The organism is Psychrobacter aquaticus CMS 56 (assembly GCF_000471625.1).
GTDB classification, from domain to species: Bacteria; Pseudomonadota; Gammaproteobacteria; order Pseudomonadales; family Moraxellaceae; genus Psychrobacter; species Psychrobacter aquaticus.
The window spans coordinates 25,122-46,260 of record NZ_AUSW01000034.1; the positions used below are offsets into that span (position 1 = coordinate 25,122).

General features: G+C 40.7%; 21 protein-coding genes. 13 read left to right on the forward strand and 8 right to left on the reverse strand.

All coding sequences use genetic code 11. The features are described from left to right. The first annotated feature begins 75 nt into the window (after positions 1 to 75). From aspS to M917_RS09725, 4 genes are all read left to right on the forward strand, one after another. Positions 76 to 1,902 carry an aspartate--tRNA ligase gene (gene aspS / locus M917_RS09710; RefSeq protein ID WP_021814650.1) on the forward strand — a complete coding sequence of 609 codons (1,827 nt, stop codon included), beginning with the start codon at positions 76 to 78 and terminating at the stop codon, positions 1,900 to 1,902. A 67-nt stretch (positions 1,903 to 1,969) separates the two neighbouring features. Next, complete coding sequence (locus tag M917_RS09715) at positions 1,970 to 2,929, forward strand: lysophospholipid acyltransferase family protein (RefSeq protein ID WP_040642571.1); 960 nt, start codon at positions 1,970 to 1,972, stop codon at positions 2,927 to 2,929. A 133-nt stretch (positions 2,930 to 3,062) separates the two neighbouring features. Then, positions 3,063 to 3,857, forward strand: a complete 795-nt coding sequence (locus tag M917_RS09720) for a hypothetical protein (protein WP_021814652.1) — start codon at positions 3,063 to 3,065, stop codon at positions 3,855 to 3,857. A 141-nt stretch (positions 3,858 to 3,998) separates the two neighbouring features. Further along, positions 3,999 to 4,856, forward strand: a complete 858-nt coding sequence (locus M917_RS09725; protein ID WP_021814653.1) for an LPS glycosyltransferase — start codon at positions 3,999 to 4,001, stop codon at positions 4,854 to 4,856. On the opposite strand, the gene M917_RS09730 is transcribed toward M917_RS09725, so the two are convergent. Beyond that, positions 4,853 to 5,986: a glycosyltransferase gene (locus M917_RS09730; RefSeq protein WP_021814654.1), complete on the reverse strand. Its 1,134-nt coding sequence runs from the start codon at positions 5,984 to 5,986 to the stop codon at positions 4,853 to 4,855. The two genes, M917_RS09725 and M917_RS09730, sit on opposite strands and share 4 nt — an antisense overlap. Positions 5,987 to 6,268: 282 nt before the next feature. Here M917_RS09730 and M917_RS09735 point away from each other — a divergent pair, with 282 nt between their 5' ends. The 4 genes from M917_RS09735 to M917_RS09745 all read left to right on the forward strand — a co-directional run bounded on the left by M917_RS09735 (position 6,269) and on the right by M917_RS09745 (position 9,627). Further along, the gene (locus M917_RS09735) at positions 6,269 to 7,276 is read left to right on the forward strand and encodes a glycosyl transferase (RefSeq protein ID WP_021814655.1); all 1,008 of its coding nucleotides are present in this window, start codon (positions 6,269 to 6,271) and stop codon (positions 7,274 to 7,276) included. A gap of 96 nt (positions 7,277 to 7,372) precedes the next feature. Then, the gene (locus tag M917_RS09740; protein WP_021814656.1) at positions 7,373 to 8,539 is read left to right on the forward strand and encodes a nucleotide sugar dehydrogenase; all 1,167 of its coding nucleotides are present in this window, start codon (positions 7,373 to 7,375) and stop codon (positions 8,537 to 8,539) included. A 75-nt stretch (positions 8,540 to 8,614) separates the two neighbouring features. After that, positions 8,615 to 8,746: a hypothetical protein gene (locus tag M917_RS14540; protein ID WP_264629462.1), complete on the forward strand. Its 132-nt coding sequence runs from the start codon at positions 8,615 to 8,617 to the stop codon at positions 8,744 to 8,746. Positions 8,747 to 8,859: 113 nt separating this feature from the next. Continuing rightward, the gene (locus M917_RS09745; protein ID WP_021814659.1) at positions 8,860 to 9,627 is read left to right on the forward strand and encodes a hypothetical protein; all 768 of its coding nucleotides are present in this window, start codon (positions 8,860 to 8,862) and stop codon (positions 9,625 to 9,627) included. A gap of 14 nt (positions 9,628 to 9,641) precedes the next feature. On the opposite strand, the gene M917_RS09750 is transcribed toward M917_RS09745, so the two are convergent. From M917_RS09750 to glnE, 5 genes are all read right to left on the reverse strand, one after another. Next, positions 9,642 to 10,724 carry a glycosyltransferase gene (locus tag M917_RS09750; RefSeq protein ID WP_021814660.1) on the reverse strand — a complete coding sequence of 361 codons (1,083 nt, stop codon included), beginning with the start codon at positions 10,722 to 10,724 and terminating at the stop codon, positions 9,642 to 9,644. A gap of 67 nt (positions 10,725 to 10,791) precedes the next feature. Then, positions 10,792 to 11,658, reverse strand: a complete 867-nt coding sequence (locus M917_RS09755) for a glycosyltransferase (protein WP_021814661.1) — start codon at positions 11,656 to 11,658, stop codon at positions 10,792 to 10,794. A 127-nt stretch (positions 11,659 to 11,785) separates the two neighbouring features. Continuing rightward, positions 11,786 to 12,622 carry a hypothetical protein gene (locus M917_RS09760; RefSeq protein WP_021814662.1) on the reverse strand — a complete coding sequence of 279 codons (837 nt, stop codon included), beginning with the start codon at positions 12,620 to 12,622 and terminating at the stop codon, positions 11,786 to 11,788. A 104-nt stretch (positions 12,623 to 12,726) separates the two neighbouring features. Beyond that, on the reverse strand, positions 12,727 to 13,656 hold the full coding sequence (locus M917_RS09765) for a branched-chain amino acid transaminase (protein ID WP_021814663.1): 930 nt from the start codon (positions 13,654 to 13,656) through the stop codon (positions 12,727 to 12,729). 235 nt (positions 13,657 to 13,891) lie between these two features. After that, positions 13,892 to 16,759 (reverse strand): bifunctional [glutamate--ammonia ligase]-adenylyl-L-tyrosine phosphorylase/[glutamate--ammonia-ligase] adenylyltransferase, encoded by a 2,868-nt coding sequence (glnE, locus tag M917_RS09770; RefSeq protein ID WP_021814664.1) that lies wholly within the window; start codon positions 16,757 to 16,759, stop codon positions 13,892 to 13,894. A 216-nt stretch (positions 16,760 to 16,975) separates the two neighbouring features. Here glnE and tusD point away from each other — a divergent pair, with 216 nt between their 5' ends. The 4 genes from tusD to M917_RS09790 all read left to right on the forward strand — a co-directional run bounded on the left by tusD (position 16,976) and on the right by M917_RS09790 (position 18,583). After that, the gene (gene tusD, locus M917_RS09775; protein WP_021814665.1) at positions 16,976 to 17,389 is read left to right on the forward strand and encodes a sulfurtransferase complex subunit TusD; all 414 of its coding nucleotides are present in this window, start codon (positions 16,976 to 16,978) and stop codon (positions 17,387 to 17,389) included. A gap of 71 nt (positions 17,390 to 17,460) precedes the next feature. Continuing rightward, complete coding sequence (locus tag M917_RS09780; protein ID WP_021814666.1) at positions 17,461 to 17,784, forward strand: hypothetical protein; 324 nt, start codon at positions 17,461 to 17,463, stop codon at positions 17,782 to 17,784. Positions 17,785 to 17,888: 104 nt separating this feature from the next. After that, complete coding sequence (locus M917_RS09785; RefSeq protein WP_021814667.1) at positions 17,889 to 18,218, forward strand: hypothetical protein; 330 nt, start codon at positions 17,889 to 17,891, stop codon at positions 18,216 to 18,218. Positions 18,219 to 18,268: 50 nt separating this feature from the next. Then, on the forward strand, positions 18,269 to 18,583 hold the full coding sequence (locus M917_RS09790; RefSeq protein ID WP_040642686.1) for a TusE/DsrC/DsvC family sulfur relay protein: 315 nt from the start codon (positions 18,269 to 18,271) through the stop codon (positions 18,581 to 18,583). Between the two features lie 69 nt (positions 18,584 to 18,652). Here M917_RS09790 and M917_RS09795 read toward each other — a convergent pair whose 3' ends face one another. Then, on the reverse strand, positions 18,653 to 19,213 hold the full coding sequence (locus M917_RS09795; protein ID WP_021814669.1) for a tRNA (cytidine(34)-2'-O)-methyltransferase: 561 nt from the start codon (positions 19,211 to 19,213) through the stop codon (positions 18,653 to 18,655). Between the two features lie 256 nt (positions 19,214 to 19,469). On the opposite strand from M917_RS09795, the gene M917_RS09800 reads away from it, so the two are divergent. Continuing rightward, positions 19,470 to 19,610, forward strand: coding sequence for an entericidin A/B family lipoprotein (locus M917_RS09800; protein ID WP_021814670.1), 141 nt, complete (start codon positions 19,470 to 19,472; stop codon positions 19,608 to 19,610). Positions 19,611 to 19,694: 84 nt separating this feature from the next. Here the strand turns inward: M917_RS09800 and hemW are convergent, their stop codons facing one another. Continuing rightward, positions 19,695 to 21,014: a radical SAM family heme chaperone HemW gene (gene hemW, locus M917_RS09805; protein ID WP_040642688.1), complete on the reverse strand. Its 1,320-nt coding sequence runs from the start codon at positions 21,012 to 21,014 to the stop codon at positions 19,695 to 19,697. Between the last annotated feature and the right edge of the window lie 125 nt (positions 21,015 to 21,139).

Below are 21,139 nucleotides of genomic sequence, written 5' to 3' on the forward strand. Positions count from 1 at the left end.
GCAAATCACTTGAATCGCACGATTATGGCTGCATTATTGTATTTCGAATTGGGCTGACAACTGGATAACTATATTATGACGCATAGCGAATACCGAGACGAATATTGCGGAGCCGTAACCGAAAGCTTACTTGAGCAAACCATTAGCATCGTAGGCTGGGTACATCGTCGTCGCGATCACGGTGGCGTGATTTTTTTGGACATGCGTGACCGCGCTGGTATCTTGCAGGTAGTCGTTGATCCTGATACGCCAGAAGCCTTCGCCACTGCTGACGCGGTACGTCCTGAATACGTACTAAAAATCACTGGTTGTGTACGTCGCCGTTATGAAGGTACTGAAAACAACAATATGACCAGTGGTCAAATTGAGTTATTGGGCAAAGAGATTGAAGTACTAGCCAAATCTGAAACACCGCCATTCCCATTGAATGATGAAAAAACCACCGTATCAGAAGACTTGCGTCTAAAGTATCGCTACCTTGATATGCGCCGTCCACAAATGCAAGAGCGTATGGTGTTCCGTGCCAAAGCCACATCAGCGATTCGTCGTTACTTAGACGATCATGGTTTCTTGGACGTTGAGACGCCTATTTTGACTCGTGCCACGCCAGAAGGTGCGCGTGATTATCTTGTGCCATCACGCACACGCCCAGGTAACTTTTTCGCATTGCCGCAGTCACCGCAGCTATTTAAACAGTTACTGATGGTATCAGGTTTTGACCGTTATTATCAAATCGCCAAATGCTTCCGTGATGAAGATTTACGTGCCGATCGTCAGCCTGAATTTACTCAAGTGGATATTGAGACTTCTTTCTTAAATGAAGAAGAAATCATGAACATCAACGAAGGTCTAATCAAGCATTTGTTTAAGACCATGATGGATGTTGAGTTTGAGCAATTTCCGCGCATGACTTACGCTGAAGCAATGCGTGACTATGCATCAGACAAGCCTGACTTACGTATTCCACTAAAACTGGTTGACGTTGCAGACTTGATGAAGGATGTTGACTTCAAAGTGTTCGCAGGTCCTGCTAATGACCCTAAAGGTCGCGTTGCTGCCTTACGCATCCCTGGTGGTGCTTCATTAAGTCGTAAGCAAATCGATGCCTATACCAAATTTGTTGGCATTTATGGCGCGCGCGGTTTGGCTTATATCAAAGTCAATGACGCCAGCAACATCAATAACGGCGTTGACCAAGAGTCTGGCCTACAGTCTCCCATTATCAAGAACATGACTGATGATGTACTTGTTAGCCTGATCGAACGTACTGCAGCAGAAGATGGCGATATTATCTTCTTTGGTGCGGATAAAGCCAGTATCGTGAACGATGCAATCGGCGCACTACGTCAGAAAATTGGTCTAGACCTTGAGATGACTACATGTCAGTGGGCGCCACTTTGGGTGACTGACTTCCCAATGTTTGAGCAAACTGACGATGGTCGCTGGACATCAATGCATCATCCGTTTACTAAGCCTAAAGGCTCGGTCGATGAGTTAAAAAACAATCCAGAATCTGCCCTATCTATCGCTTATGACATGGTATTGAATGGTACAGAAGTCGGCGGTGGTAGCTTACGTATCAATACGTTTGATATGCAGCAAGCGGTACTTGATGCTCTAGGTATTGGTGAGCAAGAGGCTGAAGACAAGTTTGGCTTCCTACTTGATGCCCTAAAATTCGGTGCACCTCCGCATGGTGGTTTGGCCTTTGGTTTGGATCGCCTGATTATGCTCATGGTAGGCGCAGACTCTATCCGTGATGTCATCGCTTTCCCAAAAACCAAAACTGCTGAGTGTCCGTTGACACAAGCACCTGCTGAAGTCGACAGCAAGCAGTTACGTGATCTTGGTATTCGTGTGCGTGAAAAAGCACAAGCCGACACCAACAAACCTGCTCAATAAATGATCTGATGATGCACAGGTATTTTTTATCTTGCTTATTATGTGATTCATACCCATGCGAGTGGTCATGAATCCGTATCATATTTTCAAAGTCGTGCCATTGTCTGTACTACAGATGCTGGCACGTTTTGTCGCTTGGATAATCGTTAAAATGCCAAGCTTAAGTATCATGCGTACTATTCGTATTAATATGGCGCTGATTGCTCCTAACCTGTCTGACATTCAAAAAAAAGTACTAACCAAAGACATTATTTATCATCAATGTTTAACCAGTATTGAGTCTATCAAAAGCTGGGCAATGCCACCTGAATGGAGCATTGGTCAGATTCGTGACGTTCATAATAAAGATGTTTTATTAGCAGGACTTGCCAATCCTAATGGCATGCTCGCAATCGTACCGCATTTGGGTACGTGGGAGATGATGAACGCGTGGCTGAATCAGTTTGGCTCACCAACTATTATGTACAAACCGGTGGAAGGCAAATTTGCTAATGAATTTATTCTTCAAGGTCGTGCGCGTCTCAATGCGACTTTAGTTCCAACGGATGGTAGCGGCGTCAAAGCCGTGTTCAAAACGCTCAAACAAGGCGGCTTTAGCATTGTGCTGCCTGACCATGTTCCTGACCCTTCAGGGGGTGTGGTGGTGCCTTTTTTTGGAGTTAAAACCTTAACCAGTACCCTTGCTTCTAAACTTGCTAGCAAAACCAAATGTGCGTTGGTCGGTTTGTCTTGTATTCGCCGTGACGATAATTGCGGTTTTGATATTTATTGTTATAAACTTGATGATTCAGCTTTGTATGATCGGAATGCTGAAACAGCGGCTTATGCGCTCAACCAAGCCATGGAACAGATGATTAAAGATCATTGCAGTCACTATATGTGGGGCTATCGTCGTTTTAAGCATATACCAAATCTAGGCAATCCTTACCGAAAAAGCAAAGCGGCTTTAAAAGCCTTTATTCAAGCCCACAATTCTACAGCTTCTGATCGTACTGATAATCCCGTTAACGATCATGCTAAGCCATAATCTTGCGTGATAACCATACCATTGATTAACTATTAATGGCATATCATCAGTCACAGTTATGCTAACATTGACTAAATTTTGCATCCGCTAGTTTTTTATCACAATTCCTTCATTCTCTCAATATGAGTGTATTATGACATCTGACGTAACTAAAACCGTACCTATAGACCCAGCACAAACGAACACTGCTGAACAGCGTTATATTATTTGTATGAAATGGGGTGATAAATACGGTGCTGAATACGTCAACCGTCTTTATAATATGGTCAGCCGCCATCTAACTCTAGACTTTCAGATGGTTTGCTTGACTGATGACATCACCGGTATTGATACTGCTATTACTTGTTATCCCATACCTGAGATGAACCTACCGGCTGGCCCTGAGCGTGGCTGGAAGAAGCTCACTACTTTTAAACCTGAGCTTTATGACTTAAAAGGTGTCGCGTTATTTTTAGATATAGATATTGTGATTGTCGATAATATCGATGCCTTTTTTACCTACAAAGCTGCGCATAAAGATAGCGTCGTAATTATTCGTGATTGGAAAAAGCCATGGCGGATGATTGGCAATAGCTCGGTATATCGCTTTCATATTGGTATGAACACCTACCCTGATTTATTGGCAAACTTTGAGCGTAACTTTGACACCATTCGTCAGCAGGTTCGTCATGAACAAGCCTACTTATCTAACTATTTACACCAGCATCACCATTTAGAGTATTGGGACAAGACATGGTGTGTCAGTTTCAAATACCAATGTATCGCGCCTATTCCATTTAACTTAGTACGTGCACCAACGCTACCTGATGGCGCAAAAATTGTTATTTTTCATGGTGAGATAAACCCACCAGATGCTATTATTGGTGGCGGCGGTAAATGGTATCGTCACGTTAAACCCAGTCCATGGCTGAAAAATTATTGGCAGTAAATCTGTCTAAACATTTTTTTAAACTCTTTAGCTCATAAAAAATTAAATAACAGTCAATCCACTATACAAAAAAAACAATCGGATGCAATGATTAAAATTGGTGGTTAAAAGCAAAAGTGGAAGCAACTAACGGACATCCATATGGTATTAAATTTACGATTACCTTCTACCGTTGAGTTCGATATTGAAACCCAAATTATTAGTATCAATGCTTTTAATGCTAATGAAACAGAACAGCATTTGCATAAAAAATCGGTCAATATTATTGCCTCTGGCCCTTCTATTGCTCGGGTAGATTTTGCCGCACTGCAAGATACTCCCACTATTTTTGTTAATGGCAGCATTAGTCTCACGGAGCAGCATCACTTTACTGATATCGCCGGTTACGTCATTAGTGATGCTCAATTTATCAATCATCAGCCTGAAATTTTAAAACGGCATTATACGGGTCAACCCCTATATGCCACGTTGGCTGTTTTTGAAGCAATGGCGCGAACACATCCTGATATTATGCGCACTTATCACTATGCGATGCGTGTGTTATATCCAGTAGATAGACCATGGGGCGTGAAGTCAAACAAGCTATTTTTCAGTAAATTAATGCTCAAAAAAAAATTCCTGAATAAAAAAAAGCCCTTGTCGTATTTTATAAATCACCCATATTTTATTGTCGAAGACAGTCATAAGTTTGCCCATATCGGTGTGTCTCTTAATATTACCTATGGGTTTGTAGAAGCAGGTACGGTCGCTTATGTGGCAGCACAATTGGCTTTTTCGCGCCATGCTGCCACCATTCATTTATACGGAATCGATTTACTCAACAGCGATCAGCCGCGGTTCTATGAACACAAAAACAACAGCGCCCCAAGTACTCTTAATACTGTCATCAGCGACCGTATTGTGCCGTCGTTCAATTTATTGAGTAAAGTCTATAAAGAGCATGGGGTCTGTGTTATAAACCACTCTCCTATATCCAAAGCATTATTTGAAAACCTTTAATGCTCATTATTTTTTAACTCTAACACCGAACCAAATGATAAGTATTGCTGTGCAATGTGATTAGGCAGAAGTTGCTGATTTAGCGGTACTGTATAATGTGTTAGATTTTCTATTGCTCGGTCAATAAGTAGTGCAAGCCCATCAATATCACCTACGGATATCAAATTTTTTGCAGGTAATAACTCTCTTGGACCAAACGGACAATCGGTGCTAATTACCGGAACTCCCAATGCTTGCGCTTCGACGATAACGTAACCAAACCCTTCAAATTTAGACGTCAGTACCATCAACGCGGCAGATGCGATCAGCGGATAAGGATTGGTCTGAAATCCCAAAAATTTAACACACTTGTCAATACTGAGCTGAATCGCCAACTGTTTAATCTCACTTTCAAGCTTGCCTTTACCTACCAATATTAGCGGTAGTTTTCGTGCTGTTTTGGCATACGCTTGTAATAAGTCATGATGTCCTTTCATCGTATCAAATGATCCTACATGAATCATATAGCCTTTATCGGTCAGACCAAATTTCTCGATATCTACTCGCTCCACGGCGGCCTGTTTAATGGCTGTAACATCACACGGATTGTATATCGTTGTTGTTTTATTTAGCCCTTGTCCGATCAGTGCTAGTAAGTCCTGATGGGCACCAGCACTGACGCAGCTACAAGGATGAGCACCATATACCATTTTTAGATGGGCTATGGTTTGTACTGCGTCGTCTGACAACTGATGTTGAAATTGTCTAGATACTGCCGTATGCAACACATTCACGATATTAGGTAGCTTGCTATAAGCCATTATCCAATTTACTTTATAGATATTAGCCAGTATTAGATCCGGCACTCCTATTTGATTAAGAACATAATAATCAATACGCTCAGCAACTGCCTTATAAGCACTGGCTTGCTCAGAGGCTGTAGCAAGTTGCTGCTGAGCAAAAACCTCATAATATGGAACAATATGTTTTTTTATTCGAGGATCCAATGGCATTTCTTGGCTATCTTCTAAGCACAGCACATGAACGCTATAGTCCATTGTTATATAAGCCTGCGCTAACGTCGTTACCATACGCTCGGCACCGCGGCCTTCTAACGCTTTTAATATCAATAAAATAATGGGTTGAGTCATAGCTGCCTTGGTGTCATTTTTTATATTGTTGGTTCATACATACACGTAGTCAATATATTAAGTAGATTTATCATTAATAAACTACTCTGTTAGTTATTGCAGCAATCTTGATTTATATGATAGTCTCATCTACTTTCACAATGACGCAGAAAATCCGTCCGAAGTATATGTGCGCACACTTATCAGCCAATACAAACATGCGTATTTCCATAACAAACCAAGCTATAGTCAATTCATTGTAAAAAATAGTGCTGCTAGGGTAAGAAAATGATAGGGAAAATCATGCAACATCATGGTGAAAAGAAAATAGATATCGTCATCGCTTGGGTAGATGGTGCCAGTCCAACACTCAAATTAAAAAGAGAGCAGTATAAAAGTACAGAAAGCACGGCTTCAGATGCAATAGCCTCCACACGTTTCGCAAGCAATGATGAAATATATTACAATATTGCTTCTATAATAAAGTACGTGCCATTCTGTCGATACATATATATTGTCACTGATCAACAGCAGCCAGAATTTATCAGCGAGTTTGCTACTCAAAATATTTGTCCAGAAAATAAAATTCGTATTGTCGATCATAAAGACATTTTTACTGGCTATGAGACGTTCTTACCGACATTCAACACCCGATCGATTGAAACCATGCTATGGAATATCCCAAAATTATCTGATTACTTTATTTACATGAATGACGACTTCTTTTTTAATCAGCCTGCAAACATCGAAGATTTTTTGGATGAAGATAATATTATTATTCATGGTCATTGGAGAAAAAATATCATTCTACATGCCAAACTTAAATATCGACAATCTTTACAAAAATTATCAGGCAAACCCGTTCAACCCAAGCATACCATTGCTCAAATGCTCAGCGCAAAAATCCTTGGTATGAATCAGTTTTTTGAGATTCATCATTATCCTCATATCGCAGATAAAAATATTTTAAAAAACTATTTATTAAATAACCCTAATTTTTTGACAGAGCAAATCAAATATAAGTTCAGGGATGTCGCACAAATAAATCCCATCACGCTAATGAATCATTTGAAAATTCAAAAAAATGAAGTGCATTTAGAGCCTGATATAGCCATTAATTATTTAAAAAATGAAAAGAGTGTTACGCATTTTGTAACTGCTCTAGAAGATGTCACCATAAAATATGGTTGTATTCAAAGCTTGGATCTTCTTGAACCAAACTTGCGTAAAAGAATTAGCCAAGCCATGAATCATAAACTCGCAGCTTATCTACCCAAATCAGTAATAGAAAACACCAATCAGCTGAACTAAACTAACGCTCTAATTATAACTTGAACTATTCTCAGCATTACGCAATTTTAATGCAGATCAATTACAGTATACCGCTTAAAATTACTTGGATTTTTTATGAAAATAACAGTAGTCGGCACAGGCTATGTAGGTCTATCCAATGCGATGTTGCTTGCTCAGCATAATACCGTCATAGCAGTTGATATCGTAGCAGAAAGGGTTGAGCTACTAAACTCAGGGAAGTCTCCTATTGAAGACCCAGATATTGAAGATTTTTTATTAAATAAACACATTGATTTTACCGCCACCTTGGATGCCGAATCTGCCTACAAGGACGCTGACTTCATTATTGTCGCCACCCCTACTGATTACGACTCAAAGACCAATTATTTCAATACCTCAACGGTAGAAACGGTGATTGAGCAAGTACTTTTAGTCAATCAGCAAGCAACTATTATCATAAAATCTACAGTCCCAGTGGGATATACAGCAGGCTTAAGACAACGTTATTTGACTGATCATATTATTTTTTCGCCTGAATTTTTACGAGAAGGTAAAGCACTACATGACAATTTACATCCTTCACGCATCATTATAGGTGAACAATCTGAACAGGCTCAATTGTTTGCCAATCTGCTAATTGAAGGCGCTATTAAAAAAGAAGTTCCGTTGCTGTTTGTAAAGCCGACAGAAGCTGAAGCCATTAAATTGTTTTCTAACACTTACTTAGCGATGCGTGTGGCCTATTTTAATGAGCTGGATACTTATGCACAGACATTTGGACTTGAAACCAAACAGATTATAGAAGGTATTGGTCTAGATCCCAGAATTGGCAACCATTATAACAATCCATCCTTTGGTTATGGTGGCTACTGCCTCCCTAAAGATACCAAGCAATTATTGGCAAATTATGATGAAGTACCAAGCAATCTAATAAAAGCTATTGTTGACTCCAACAGAACTCGTAAAGATTTTATTGCAGAAAAAATTATTGATAAAAACCCTAAAATAGTTGGCATACATAGGTTAGTCATGAAAAGTGGCTCAGACAATTTTAGAGCATCTGCTATTCAAGGAATTATGAAACGCATCAAAGCAAAAGGTATCGAAGTGGTTGTCTACGAACCTGTCTTAAAAGAAAAACACTTCTTTCATTCGCGCGTTATTCAAGACTTAGAAGAATTTAAAGCCATAAGTAATATTATTGTCGCGAATCGTTTATCTGCTGATATACAGGATGTCTCTCATAAAGTGTTTACTCGAGATTTATTTGGAAGTGATTAATGAAAATTTTAATGACTGGTGTAGCAGGTTTCATTGGTTTTCATTTGATCAAAGCATTATTAGGTACAAGCATGTTTGATAAAATCTACTTTGTTGTTGGTATTGAATATTACAGCCATTGCAGATGAGTTCGGCAAAAAATCCAAAGAAAATTTACTGCCGACACCCACAGATGATGTATGTATTACTTATACAGATATAGAATAGTTGGTAGTACTTGCTGTGCTGGCACCGATAGAGGCTGCTTAAATTTATCCTAACAGCACTGTATTTTTTTATAGTGGATTGACTATAGTATTTATTGATAGGAATTTATCGAAATGACAACACTTTCAAAATGGCAACGAAAACTCGTTTTACTGGTTAAAAGTGAAAGAAGGTTAAACGCTGGTAAAATTATTAAGACTTTTAATAATAAAAGTATTGACGAAATGAAGTCAACAATAATCACAGAATCTATGTGCAATCTTGAAACGTTGACAGATAAACGTAAAACTAAGGACTTAGAATGTCATTTAAACAATTTAAAATATCAAATGCGAGGGCATTCAGAACTTTATTACTACCACAATACCTTAATCATCTTATTGCGGCGCAAGTATAAAATAATCGAAACGTTTGCTGAATTTAAAAGGTTATGGGACGCAGAGAGCGATTATTTGTTAGAGCATATTTCATTACGCTGGATTGTTTCTGCTTGTGACACTTTTATCGATCACTCAGATGACAATAATAAAATTGCCATATTGATGAATGTCGTTACCTTAATAAATACTTTAAGAGCTTATGAAACCAAAAACTTTTTACAGCTCCCTACTCAAGTAAAATGTATACCGTTAGTTGATGATAAAGTCGCCATGCTATACCAAGGAGATTTGCCTTTGTATGACGATCTGACTTATTTTCGTATTGGGGGCGATGATAGTTTAAAAAATATGCGCAGACGCTATGAGAAATTTTATGAGGTCGACTATTTAGCTACCACTATACTCTTGTCTGTATTTGACAAATTACAAACCCATGACAATGCCTTCCATACCCTACGTTTACTGCATAAAGATGAGCGGTCAAGATGGTGGCTAGATTAAACACGGCACCAAATCTACTTAGTACGATCTATAAATTCAGCATATTTTCCGGCTATTTTTACAGGAAGTATTGCTTCATCAAAAGGTGCATAAAAATGCTGTGAATCACTCATAGCTTGACTTATTTTTTCAGAAATAGCGTTAATATCATTGGTTGGCATTAAACAATGTGCTGGCAACAACTCTTTTGGTCCTGATTGGCAATCAGTACTAATAACTGGAACATCGAGCGCTAATGCTTCTGCGATTACTAAAGCGAAGCCTTCTCTATCAGAAGTCAATACTTTAAATTGTGCATGTTTTATAAATGGGAATGGATTCTCCTGAAAACCGAGAAAGACTACTTTGTCTTCTAAGCTGAGCTCTATCACCAACTGCTCGATATCATTTTTAAGCTTACCTTTACCTAAAAGCAATAAAGGCATAGATTGATCTGTTTTTGCGTAGGCTCTTAACAATATGTCGTGTCGTTTCGCTTCTTTAAAACTGCCCACATGGATGATATAATTTTGATATTCAGGAACGAAAGCATCAGCCAGCTTTTGAATACCTTTCTTATCAATTGGGTTATGTATGGCTGTTATAGGAGTAATGTCGCCAAGATGATGCGTAAAATCCATCTTAACCCCATCACTAACGCATATGCAAGGGTGATTAGAGTACATATTGGTTAACTTTAACTTTAGCCTATCTACATTATCTGCCTTGTTAAATTTATGGTATAACGATAATGTACTATGAATCACATAAGCAATATTTTTTAGCTTACTATGACAGAGAATACTGTCTGCCCGATATAGATTTGATAGAATGATGTCAGGCTGACCAATTTTATTTAAAACATATCTATCAACCGCCTTAACAAACAATTTATCACGACGTTCTGACCCTGGTATAAGCTTATATGGTTTAAATTTAAGTACATGGTAATTAAGGTTTGGACTCAGATCATACTCTACTAACGGTTTAAACCTTAAAATATGTACCTCGTAGTCCAACTCATAAAATCCTTGACCTAAAGTAAGTACAAAACGCTCTCCACCACCACCTTGAAGACAATTGATTACAAGTAACACTACTTTCTTATGCTGCGTCATAAAGGCTGACCTATGTATAAATTATTGCTCATTTAATACAAAAACGATGCTTACTATATTAAACTCACTAACGTTTAAATAATTTTGAAAAAAATGACCTAGAAACAGTGGGACGAGTAACGTTATTGCCATTATAGCCTTGTTGAGATTTTTTCGGAAAATTTCCGAAAGCTTCAACTCGATAATTATCTAAACAGTATCCTTCGACAAGTGCTTCGTTATAATACCTATCAAAAAGCTTAATTAAATCCTGTCTAGGATGCGACATTATCTCACCATCAAACCAATGCTCAAAACCTTCTTCATTCACTCTAGGAATTGAATGTTTATGACTAAACTGTGTGCTCTTATCTGAATAATGTAGAATTCTGATATTTGCTATCGCTAAGTCTTCACCATCTATACAGTTATAGCTGTCCTGATATGGCTCAATAAGCTTTTTACTTTCTTTAAACAGTTTCATCATTTTTTTATGACTATCAGGGTTTTTTCTGAGCTGGGCAATGGAGGGAATAACCTCTTTCGCTTTATTACAATCCCAAACGCAAGTGCACAGCCGATTTATATCAGTATTTGTCTTAGCTGCTACTACAGCCTGCTTGTCAATAGGGTGCTGCCATAATTTTGCTAAATCATCTAAAATAACAACATCAGCATCCATATAAATTGCGCGTCCTGAATGATTGCAATATTCTGGAATCGCCCAGCGAAATCCTGAAAAAGGCGTTGACCACTTACTAGTATCCCATCCTTCCCCAGTTTCAGGGTTAGAATACCAATAGCTCTCAGGGTCATGCGATAATTGCATCCATACTATTTTAACTGGCACGCTGGTATGTTTGTGAATACTATAATCTAATACCATCATCTGTTCTAGATCACAATTATTAGGGTCACAACCGACAAAGACTCTAATGATATCGTTGTTTTTCATAGCTCCATCCGTTAACTGATTGATGCTTTAAGCCTTATACTCATGGAGCTTATAGCAATAATGACTTATCTTGATGCTATAAGCTAATCAATAACACTCACATTGAAACCATTATTTAATATTGAACTTACTCTTTCCAGTACTTTTCAATCCATCCTACTGGCAAAATAAAATGACGCAAATGACGTAGAGGACGTTTTAAGTTTTTTGGTTCAGTGATTCTCTTTAAATGATCTTTGGCATTGTTAGCAGCGTTTTTGTTGTATCTACCTTCAATAGCATGTGTAGGGTATAAATCGCCGGGAAATATAACAATACGAGCTCCTTTAGGAATTTTTGGTTCTTTAATATAGTTAAGTGGGAATGGTTGACGGCACTTACGTCTAAAGTGAGCGACCCATGCTTTTGGAAATAGCTTTACGCCACCAGGTGCATTACGAGTTACAAATCGTTGCTCAAAACGATATTTATCAGCGATACCTTGTGGATTAGCTTTAAATTTTTCTTGTAACGAGACAAGCGCACCTACCTGAAACCTAAAGCAAGAGGTCTGACCTAAACGCTCCAAGGGATTACTTGGGTTATAAGATAAAACAACATCATCTGGCTTGCCATACTCAAAGAAAGGGTCAAGGCTGTCTACTATAATCACATCCAAATCCACAAACAATACTGTGCCAGTCAAGTCCCCCAACCTCTCTCCCCACAAACGCGATTTTGGCCACTTCCCTAACGTATTCGTAGGCATGGTGACATCTAATGGCGGCAACTCTTGGCATTCTATTTCTGGCCTTACACCTGTGGTGTCATCTGTAAAACAGACAAAGCGAAATGGTGGTGTGATATTACGAGATACCATGCCATATAATTTATTGGCATAATCAGCCCCATACTTTGTACCCCATTTGATACAAATGATTTGTTTGATATTTTTATTATCTGCTGCACTAGAATCTATTGGCATCGGCTGCTCACTTTAATCGCATGAATAAATATGACAAATATATTAGCATAAAAAAGCTGAACGATTACGCTCAGCTTTTTTGATAGGTGTAAATAATGTTATTTTTAATCAATGAAGCTTAACCAGTCCATATACTGCTCATTGCGACCATGAACAACGTCGAAATACAAGGTTTGTAACTTTTCTGTCAGCTCACCGCGGCCACCGTTACCGATAATACGGTCATCATATTCACGAATAGGTGTGACTTCAGCAGCAGTACCCGTCATAAAGATTTCATCTGCCAAGTAAAACTCATCACGAGTGATACGGCGTTCAACCACTTTAATATCTAAATCAGCAGCAAATTGGATAATAGTGCGACGAGTGATACCGTCAAGTGCGCCGCCTGCTAAGTCAGGTGTGTGTAGTACACCGTCTTTTACTAAGAATAAATTTTCGCCTGCGCCTTGGCAGACGTAGCCTTGTGGATCCATCAAGATGGCTTCATCATAACCATTGCGAGTGACTTCTTGGTTGGCCATGATAGACACAGGATAGTTGCTTGAGGCTTTTGCCTTGCACATAGTGACATTGGTCATGTGATGTGTAAATGAAGATGTTTTTACGCGGATACCGTTTTTAATACCTTCTTCACCAAGATAAGCGCCCCAATGCCAAGCGGCAACCATGGCATTGATACTGTTATCACGCGAAGATAAGCCAAGTTTCTCGGCGCCTACCCAAATCAGTGGACGAATATAGGCTTCTGCCAAGTTGTTTTGTTTGACCACATCCTTGTGCGCCTGCTCAAGCGTGGCAGCATCAAAAGGTACGTCCATTTGAAAGATTTTTGCAGAACCCAATAAGCGCTCAGTATGCTCTTTTAGGCGAAAAATTGCCGTGCGCTTATCAGCGGTTTGATAAGCACGTACTCCTTCAAACACCGCCATGCCATAATGCAGGCTATGTGTCAGTACGTGTACCTTGGCATCTGGCTGTTCAATCATCGTGCCATTCATCCAAAGCTTGCCATCTTGTGTTGCCATGTTCATTTTATAATCCTTATGTTAGCGCTGACGTCTAACTTTTTTAGGTAGGTTGTTTTTGATAGTATGTATCAACATCGTATGATAACATCGCCGCGTCATTTTTTTATTAAAAATATAACGTCATTATTACTCACAGGCCACAGTAATATTATGAGGTGTGGCCGATTATATCACTGGCTGTACAGGTAAATAAAATATTTCGATTTTTGCTTAGAGTGCTTTTATTTATAATAAAATATTACTCATTTTCTGCTAAATCCACACCCATTAAATGTCGCCACTGAGCTTGCACTAACGCTCGCGTTTCTTTCCAGAGTGACTCATCAACCAGTAATGACTGCTCTGATAATGCCAACTGATGGGTGGCCGCACGTATTCTTAGATAGGCGTCAGTCAACGCTTGACAGACTTGCGCCTCCCAAATGCCCAATAAAGCGACCTCTTCAAAAATACGCACATTGTCGCTCCATTTGGTCAAACTTGGATACTCGTGCGAATATGCCAACACGGCAAATTGCGCCAAAAACTCAATATCGACGATGCCGCCTGCATCTTGTTTGAGATGAAATTTACCCGCTTGTTGTTGCCATTGATTGGTACCCAGATGTTTTTGCATTTTTATACGCATGCTGGTGACTTCACTGCGGACCTGCTCGATTGTACGCGGCAGCGCCAACACCTCTCGGCGAATATCACAAAAACGCGCAGTCACTCGTCTGTCTCCACAAATCGCTCGTGCTCGAACCAACGCCTGATGCTCCCAAGACCACGCTTTATCAAACTGATAAGTCTCAAAAGCATGACACGACACGACCATCATCCCAGCATTACCTGAGGGGCGTAGGCGCATATCAATCTCATAAACACGGCCATCTCGGGTTTGGGTATTGAGGTAATTCATTAGCTTTTGTACCAAGCGCGCAGCAAACTTCATACCACTCACCGATTTTTCACCGGTGGTCATGCCTTGCTCTTTTATCTTATGCAAAAACACCAAATCCAAGTCTGAAGAATAGGACAATTCTAGCCCGCCAAGTTTGCCATAACCGATGATCGCAAAACCGCAATCAGCCTCCGTAACCGGATCGCCATCTTGACCGATGGGATAGCCATAGCGTTTGACAATCTCTGCAAAAGCGCGCTCCAATGCGGCCTCTAATACCACTGCCGCAATATAAGTTAAGGAGTCAGACACCTTCATAATGGGGCGTTCAGCCAAGACATCACTGGCAGCAACAGCCAATACTTGATTCTTTTTAAACAGTCTCAGTACGCTGAGCAACTCCTCTTCGTCATCAGGCTCGACACGCAGTAACTGTTGGCGCAAGATGTCATGTAGTTCAAGCTTGTCAGGCAAATGACGGTAGCGCTGCTGTAAAAAAGTATCTAGTAGCACAGGATACTGTGCCAGCTCTTTTGCAATCCACGGACTGGCTGATAGCATCGGAATCAGCTCAATCATGGCATTGGGGTTTTCTGCAATCATGACCAAATATATCGAGCGGCGACAGATAGCTTCCAGTAATGCAATGAGACGTGGCAAAGCCGTATTGGCCAGTTGCTGCTGGTCTTGATGCGCCAGTAATGCATGCACAATGACAGGATACGCGTCATCCAGGCGCTCGCGGGCTTCCTCACTTAGGTTGGCAACCATTTTTGACTGCCAAAAATTTTGTAATAACTCACGATTTTCTTCTACGAGCACTTTATTTAACCGCGCAATCTGCTCGTCCAGATGTTCTGGCTCAAGATTGGTGTCTTCCTGATCTGGCACTTGGCGCTCGGTGACCATCCGCCCGAACGGTACATTGACAGTGTTTCGATGATGATTGAGCGTGTTTAGCAGGGCTTTCCAGTCGTCAAATCCAAGTGTGATGGCTAGATTATGCTGCCAGCTTGGATCATGAGGTAAGCGCTGAGTTTGCTGGTCGTTGATGGCCTGAATGCCATGCTCCAGCCGACGTAAAAATCGATAGGCCGCTTGTAATTGCTCATAAGTTGACAACTCCAAGTACCCAAGTTCGCGCAATACCTGCATCGCTTGCAAACAAGATTTGACCTGTAACTGTGGGTGTCGTCCACCATAGATCAACTGAAAGGCTTGGACGATAAACTCAATATCTCTAATACCGCCTGCCCCAAGTTTGATATTGTCCAAGTCTTCACGCTGAGCCACTTGGTTTTGGATGAGAGACTTCATTTCTCTAAGTGCTGAAAAGGCACTGTAATCCACATAATAACGAAAGACAAATGGCTTAATGAGTGCTTGCAGTGCATCATAAAACGGCTGCTCTATTTGTCCCACGACTCGTGCTTTTAACCAAGCAAAACGCTCCCATGCGCGGCCATGCAACGAAAAATACTTTTGGAGCGCTGACAGATGAATGGCCAAATCGCTGCCGTCGCCCCACGGACGCAGACGCATATCCACTCGAAAGACAAAGCCATCGGCAGTTTTATTATCCAATAACTTAATCACGCCCTGACCAAGTCGGGTCATAAAGCGCTTATTGTCTATGCTGCGGGTACCTTTGGTTTTATCTCCATTGGTTTCGCCACGTGCCTGATGGACAAGGATGAGATCAATATCGCTCGATAGATTCAGCTCTTGCGCACCAAGCTTCCCCATGGCCATAATCGCCATATCATCAATTTGCACGTTACCTTGATCATTAATAAAGGTCGGTTCACCGTATTTTTTAATCAAATGCTGATACGTATAATCTTTGGCAAATGAGAGGCAGCCATCAGCAAACTCAGACAGCTCATCAGTCAACTGTTCAAGCGCTATCATCTGTAAAGCATCTTGCCAAATCCAGCGCATCATCAATAAGGTACGTAGATGTCGCAGACCGCTCATCACCTTAGGCTCATCAGCAAGTTGGTAGTTTTCGTCTAACGTATAGTCTTGAATCAGATCATCGATTTGCTGACGCGTTAAGGTCTGATCCAGTGGATAACTACGTAAAAACGTCTGACAAGAAACCGTCCGGCTCTCCCAAATCTGATACGCAAATTCGCTTGCCGTTTGCAATACTTGCAACTGCTCGGCTGTCGGCTGATCATCTGTACCATGGTTCATACTTGAAGGCATAGCAGGTAACATAGGGATATAAACTCCTTGCATAGAATAATAAGACTACGTGAAGCTAGCGCATAAGTTTATTGTTTTTTCTTACGAGGCAGTCACCAGATTTCACAACAGCAGTTAATATTAAGGTATTCAGTATAAAACCACGTTTAATAACAGTGCATCTAGTTGCTTTGAGTGGCTTTATGGTAGCATAAACGACTTTAGTATGAATCAATGATAAGAATTCCTATGACAACCATCACGCCACTACTTCTGATAACTGCTGATCCCAGTCACCCGCTTGCGCATTTGGCGCTACGTTATACTCGCGCATACCTCCAAAGCGCCACCACTGAGGGCGAGAGCAACAATGCCCCATTAAATGTATTTTTTTATGGCGATGCGGCTCATATCGCCAATCGCTTACGCTGGCAATCTGCCGATCAAGTTAACATAACCAAAGAATGGCAAAGTCTTGCTGAGCAGTATAAGTTACCGCTGCCCGTCTGCGTCAGCACCGCCCTCAGTCGCGGTGTCAGCGATACTGACAATAGCACACGCCATCAGCTTGATGGAAGTAACCTTGCTACAGGTTTTACCTTGGTTGGACTGAGCGAGCTTGCGATGATGATGCAAGACAATAGTCGTTTAATGCAGTTTTGATAAAATATAACTTCGATAAGTAGCAGATTGGATAAATGCCAGTCAATGACCAATCCGATTAGGAATCAACCATGAAATTATTAATTCAGCTGCATACGCCAACTGAGATGGCTAGCTATGAAGGCTGTGCGCTTGCGCTGACGCTGGCGACCTTTGGTCATGAAGTACAGCTGTATCTAGACGCACCAGTCTTTGGCTTATTGATGCAATCTGAGTCACGTTTGCACGGCATGATTCAATCACTTGAGCTATACGACATGCCAGCTGCTTGGCTGCCTAACGATGTCTTTAGTGGCTGGGTCACAGGTATGGTGCCAACTGATTTGGCTTCACAACTAACGTTGATACCAGAAGTTGTGAGCTCACAGGACTTTGAGCAAATACTACGATTTTAACAGTCTATGCTCTTTATTAAATAAGCTATCAAACAAATTATTAAACAGACACATATTCGCTTAAACGCTTAAAACTAGAATAATTACCGCAATTGGACACTGTTATGGCAACGTTATATCAATTACATAGTACGATGGATACGCTCAAACGCAGTATCGAAGAGATGTCGCGCACGTGGCGTGCAGGTGATAGTATTGTCTTACTTGGTACAACGGCCGCTTTTATTGACTGGTTCAATGCCTACATCGCTGATAGTGAGATTCAAGATATTGCAGGTATCTATGCTCTAGCTGATGATGTAGCGCAGTTAACACCCAACACCAGTGCCAAGCTAAATCTCAACGCTAAATTAGGTGGCGTTTTGACAGACGTAGAATGGGTCCATCTGACTCAAGACAATCAATTTGATAAAGTAGTGACGATTGCCTTATGAGTAACGACAATGTGAGTAAAAACAATGTAACTACCAATTTTATACCAGCAGTGACTATTGAATTGGATCGAGACGGCCATCTCTGTGATTACACTGTTTGGACACCTGATATCGCTCAGCAACTGGCCAATACTTTAGACGTAAATTTAGATACTGAGCACCTACAAATTTTGCAACAAGTACGAGCATTTTTTACTAAGTTTAATCACGCGCCAGCGACGCGGCCACTGATAAAATGGTTGCAAAAAACCTTACCTGAGCATGATATTAGCAATCAAAAGTTGCAGCAATTATTTAATACGGGTTTGGTCGCCCGTCATGTGAATCGCTTGGCTGGTCTACCAAAGCCGCCCAATTGTTTATAGGATGCTATTGACTGCTATTTTTATTCAGGCTTTTGACATTTAGCATACAGCCAGAAAGTCTATGAACAATTATTTTGGGTCATAGACCGTCAATGTCTCATAACCAATACTGCGTCCTTCATCACCCATAAAACCTTGCTGACGCCATATCTCATATAGGCAGATTGCCACGCTATTGGACAAATTTAAACTGCGTGAATCAGCCAGCATTGGCAGTCTCAACCAATTATCCGCACCAATATCTTCGCGTATGTCATCGGCCAACCCTGCGGTTTCAGAACCAAAAACCAGCGCAATATTAGGCATCAAAGTGTCGCCTGTCGTTTCAACGTCTTGCTGATCGCTAAAATCATAATCATAAAAGGGCTTACTAAGCTTAGTCGTCAGCGCGGTAATAACATGGCAATCAGCGGCTTGTAACGCCTGTCTTGCCGCTGTCCAATCATCATGTACTTGTAAATGGGCATATTCGTGATAATCCAAGCCTGCTCGGCGTAACTTTTTGTCATCCAGCTCAAACCCTAAAGGTCTGATTAAATGCAGCTGCGCGCCTGTGTTGGCACATAAGCGGATGATATTACCGGTATTACTGGGCATTTTTGGGGCTACCAACACGATATGAATGGTCATACTGATTCCTTAAATAATTGGGACTGGCTATATGTAGATTTATGAATTATTTGTAATGAAAAGTTACAGTTTAACGCTCATAATTACACTTTGATACTGTGCAGCGTTTTTAACTTTCACTATGATGTCGGTAACGGATAGCAAGATAATATGTATACCTTATTATTTTATCCAATACCTTCAGTGAAGCTTGAGCTTATCGCTTGGCATCACTGTTATTATTTATAACCACCTATTTATTTTTGAGGATACTATTATGAAAAAAGTAATCATCGCATCTTTAACTGCTATGTTTGTTCTAACTGGTTGCAATACTTTTAAAGGTTTAGGCCAAGACGTATCTGGCGCTGGTGATGCAGTAACTGGCACAGCACAAGAAGTTCAAAACAAAATCTAAGTATCAATTTCTTAGGTAGTTTAAAGGGCTTATCATTATTTGATAAGCCCTTTTTTGGTTCACTAAAAAGAAGATATTTCTCAACTACAAAAACGCTCGCAATATCTGATTAAGATAACGTTGTCCCAGCGCCGTTGGCTGTAGCCGCTCAGCACTGTATATCAGCAATCTTTGTGCTACCAATTTATCTACTTGTACCGCAATGTCGCCATAACTCAGTCCCGTTCTTGCTTCAAACAATGACCAATCAACCCCGCCATGCAAACGTAAAGCATTGAGCATAAACTCACTAACCAGCTCATCACTTGCCACCTTTTGCCAACCAACCATTTTTGGTGCATTTTGGTGAATGTCAACATGCTCAGCATCTTGACAATCCTGACCGTTTTTAGGCAAACAATCTGAAGATATGTCATTTTTAGACATAGAATCTTTAGACATATAATCTTTAGGCAAACGTGACTTACTAAAGCGATAAATACCTGCCTCTGTTAAATATTCATTTTCTAGTACTTCACCATCTTCTAATGGTTTCCATATCTTTTCATCTGCTTTCGATAGCTGATTGCCAATTGTGACTTTGCCATGCGCACCAGCGCCAATCGCTAAATAATCACCAAACTGCCAATAATTGACATTGTGGCGGCAAGGCTTATCTGCTGCACCTACCCAAGCGGAGACTTCGTAATTGTGATAACCCAATTGCTGCAATAGCGCCTGACCTGCTTGCTCAATATTCGCCAAACTGTCCTCATCTGGCAAAATAGGCTGGCTACGGTAAAACACGGTATTGGGCTCAATCGTCAGCTGATACCAAGAAATATGCGTCGCGCCAGCATCATGCGCCATTTGAATGTCATCCAGCGCCTCGCTCATGGTTTGCTGCGGTAAGCCATGCATCAAATCCACATTGATTCGCTCAAAGCCAGCCGCACGAGCGGCATAAATCGCCGATATTGCCTGAGCAGGATTGTGTATGCGGCCGAGCGTTGTTAACTTATCGGCGGCAAAGCTTTGTACGCCAATTGACAAACGATTGATACCCACGTCCAAATATTGCGCAAAAGGTGCGTGCTCTAGCGTGCCAGGATTGGCCTCCATCGTCACTTCGATGTCATCAGCGAACCTAAAAATATGGCGCAAACCAGAAAATAGACGCTGATACTGGACAATGGGCAGCAATGATGGCGTACCCCCGCCTATAAATATTGAACCAATCTCACGCCCTTGAGTGAATGACTGCTGCATAGTGGCATCTAACAATAGCGCGTCTACGTACTCATCATACATAGACACCTGCATATCTATCGGTAGCTCATGCGAATTAAAGTCGCAATACGGACACTTTTTTACACACCATGGGATATGAATGTAGAGCGCCAGTGGAATATCTCTCACCGCCATCACACTCTCAGCAGAATGAGTAAAGGCGCTCGGTGTTTTTGAAAAGTTAACATCTTTAGTATTTGGCATAAACGAATTTTCTATCAGTGGATAACTGCTGGCATAGCAGAAAGTAGCGCTAGGAT

Excerpts from the sequence above, each read along its gene's own strand:
- M917_RS09750 (WP_021814660.1), bottom strand. The coding sequence starts at position 10,724 with ATGACGCAGCATAAGAAAGTAGTGTTACTTGTAATCAATTGTCTTCAA.
- M917_RS09745 (WP_021814659.1), top strand. The coding sequence starts at position 8,860 with ATGACAACACTTTCAAAATGGCAACGAAAACTCGTTTTACTGGTTAAA.
- aspS (WP_021814650.1), top strand. The coding sequence starts at position 76 with ATGACGCATAGCGAATACCGAGACGAATATTGCGGAGCCGTAACCGAA.
- M917_RS09760 (WP_021814662.1), bottom strand. The coding sequence starts at position 12,622 with ATGCCAATAGATTCTAGTGCAGCAGATAATAAAAATATCAAACAAATC.
- M917_RS09735 (WP_021814655.1), top strand. The coding sequence starts at position 6,269 with ATGCAACATCATGGTGAAAAGAAAATAGATATCGTCATCGCTTGGGTA.
- M917_RS09780 (WP_021814666.1), top strand. The coding sequence starts at position 17,461 with ATGAAATTATTAATTCAGCTGCATACGCCAACTGAGATGGCTAGCTAT.
- M917_RS09715 (WP_040642571.1), top strand. The coding sequence starts at position 1,970 with ATGAATCCGTATCATATTTTCAAAGTCGTGCCATTGTCTGTACTACAG.
- M917_RS09725 (WP_021814653.1), top strand. The coding sequence starts at position 3,999 with ATGGTATTAAATTTACGATTACCTTCTACCGTTGAGTTCGATATTGAA.
- M917_RS09730 (WP_021814654.1), bottom strand. The coding sequence starts at position 5,986 with ATGACTCAACCCATTATTTTATTGATATTAAAAGCGTTAGAAGGCCGC.
- M917_RS09785 (WP_021814667.1), top strand. The coding sequence starts at position 17,889 with ATGGCAACGTTATATCAATTACATAGTACGATGGATACGCTCAAACGC.
- M917_RS09765 (WP_021814663.1), bottom strand. The coding sequence starts at position 13,656 with ATGAACATGGCAACACAAGATGGCAAGCTTTGGATGAATGGCACGATG.
- M917_RS09720 (WP_021814652.1), top strand. The coding sequence starts at position 3,063 with ATGACATCTGACGTAACTAAAACCGTACCTATAGACCCAGCACAAACG.
- M917_RS09755 (WP_021814661.1), bottom strand. The coding sequence starts at position 11,658 with ATGAAAAACAACGATATCATTAGAGTCTTTGTCGGTTGTGACCCTAAT.
- hemW (WP_040642688.1), bottom strand. The coding sequence starts at position 21,014 with ATGGCGGTGAGAGATATTCCACTGGCGCTCTACATTCATATCCCATGG.
- M917_RS09795 (WP_021814669.1), bottom strand. The coding sequence starts at position 19,213 with ATGACCATTCATATCGTGTTGGTAGCCCCAAAAATGCCCAGTAATACC.
- tusD (WP_021814665.1), top strand. The coding sequence starts at position 16,976 with ATGACAACCATCACGCCACTACTTCTGATAACTGCTGATCCCAGTCAC.
- M917_RS09740 (WP_021814656.1), top strand. The coding sequence starts at position 7,373 with ATGAAAATAACAGTAGTCGGCACAGGCTATGTAGGTCTATCCAATGCG.
- M917_RS09800 (WP_021814670.1), top strand. The coding sequence starts at position 19,470 with ATGAAAAAAGTAATCATCGCATCTTTAACTGCTATGTTTGTTCTAACT.
- glnE (WP_021814664.1), bottom strand. The coding sequence starts at position 16,759 with ATGTTACCTGCTATGCCTTCAAGTATGAACCATGGTACAGATGATCAG.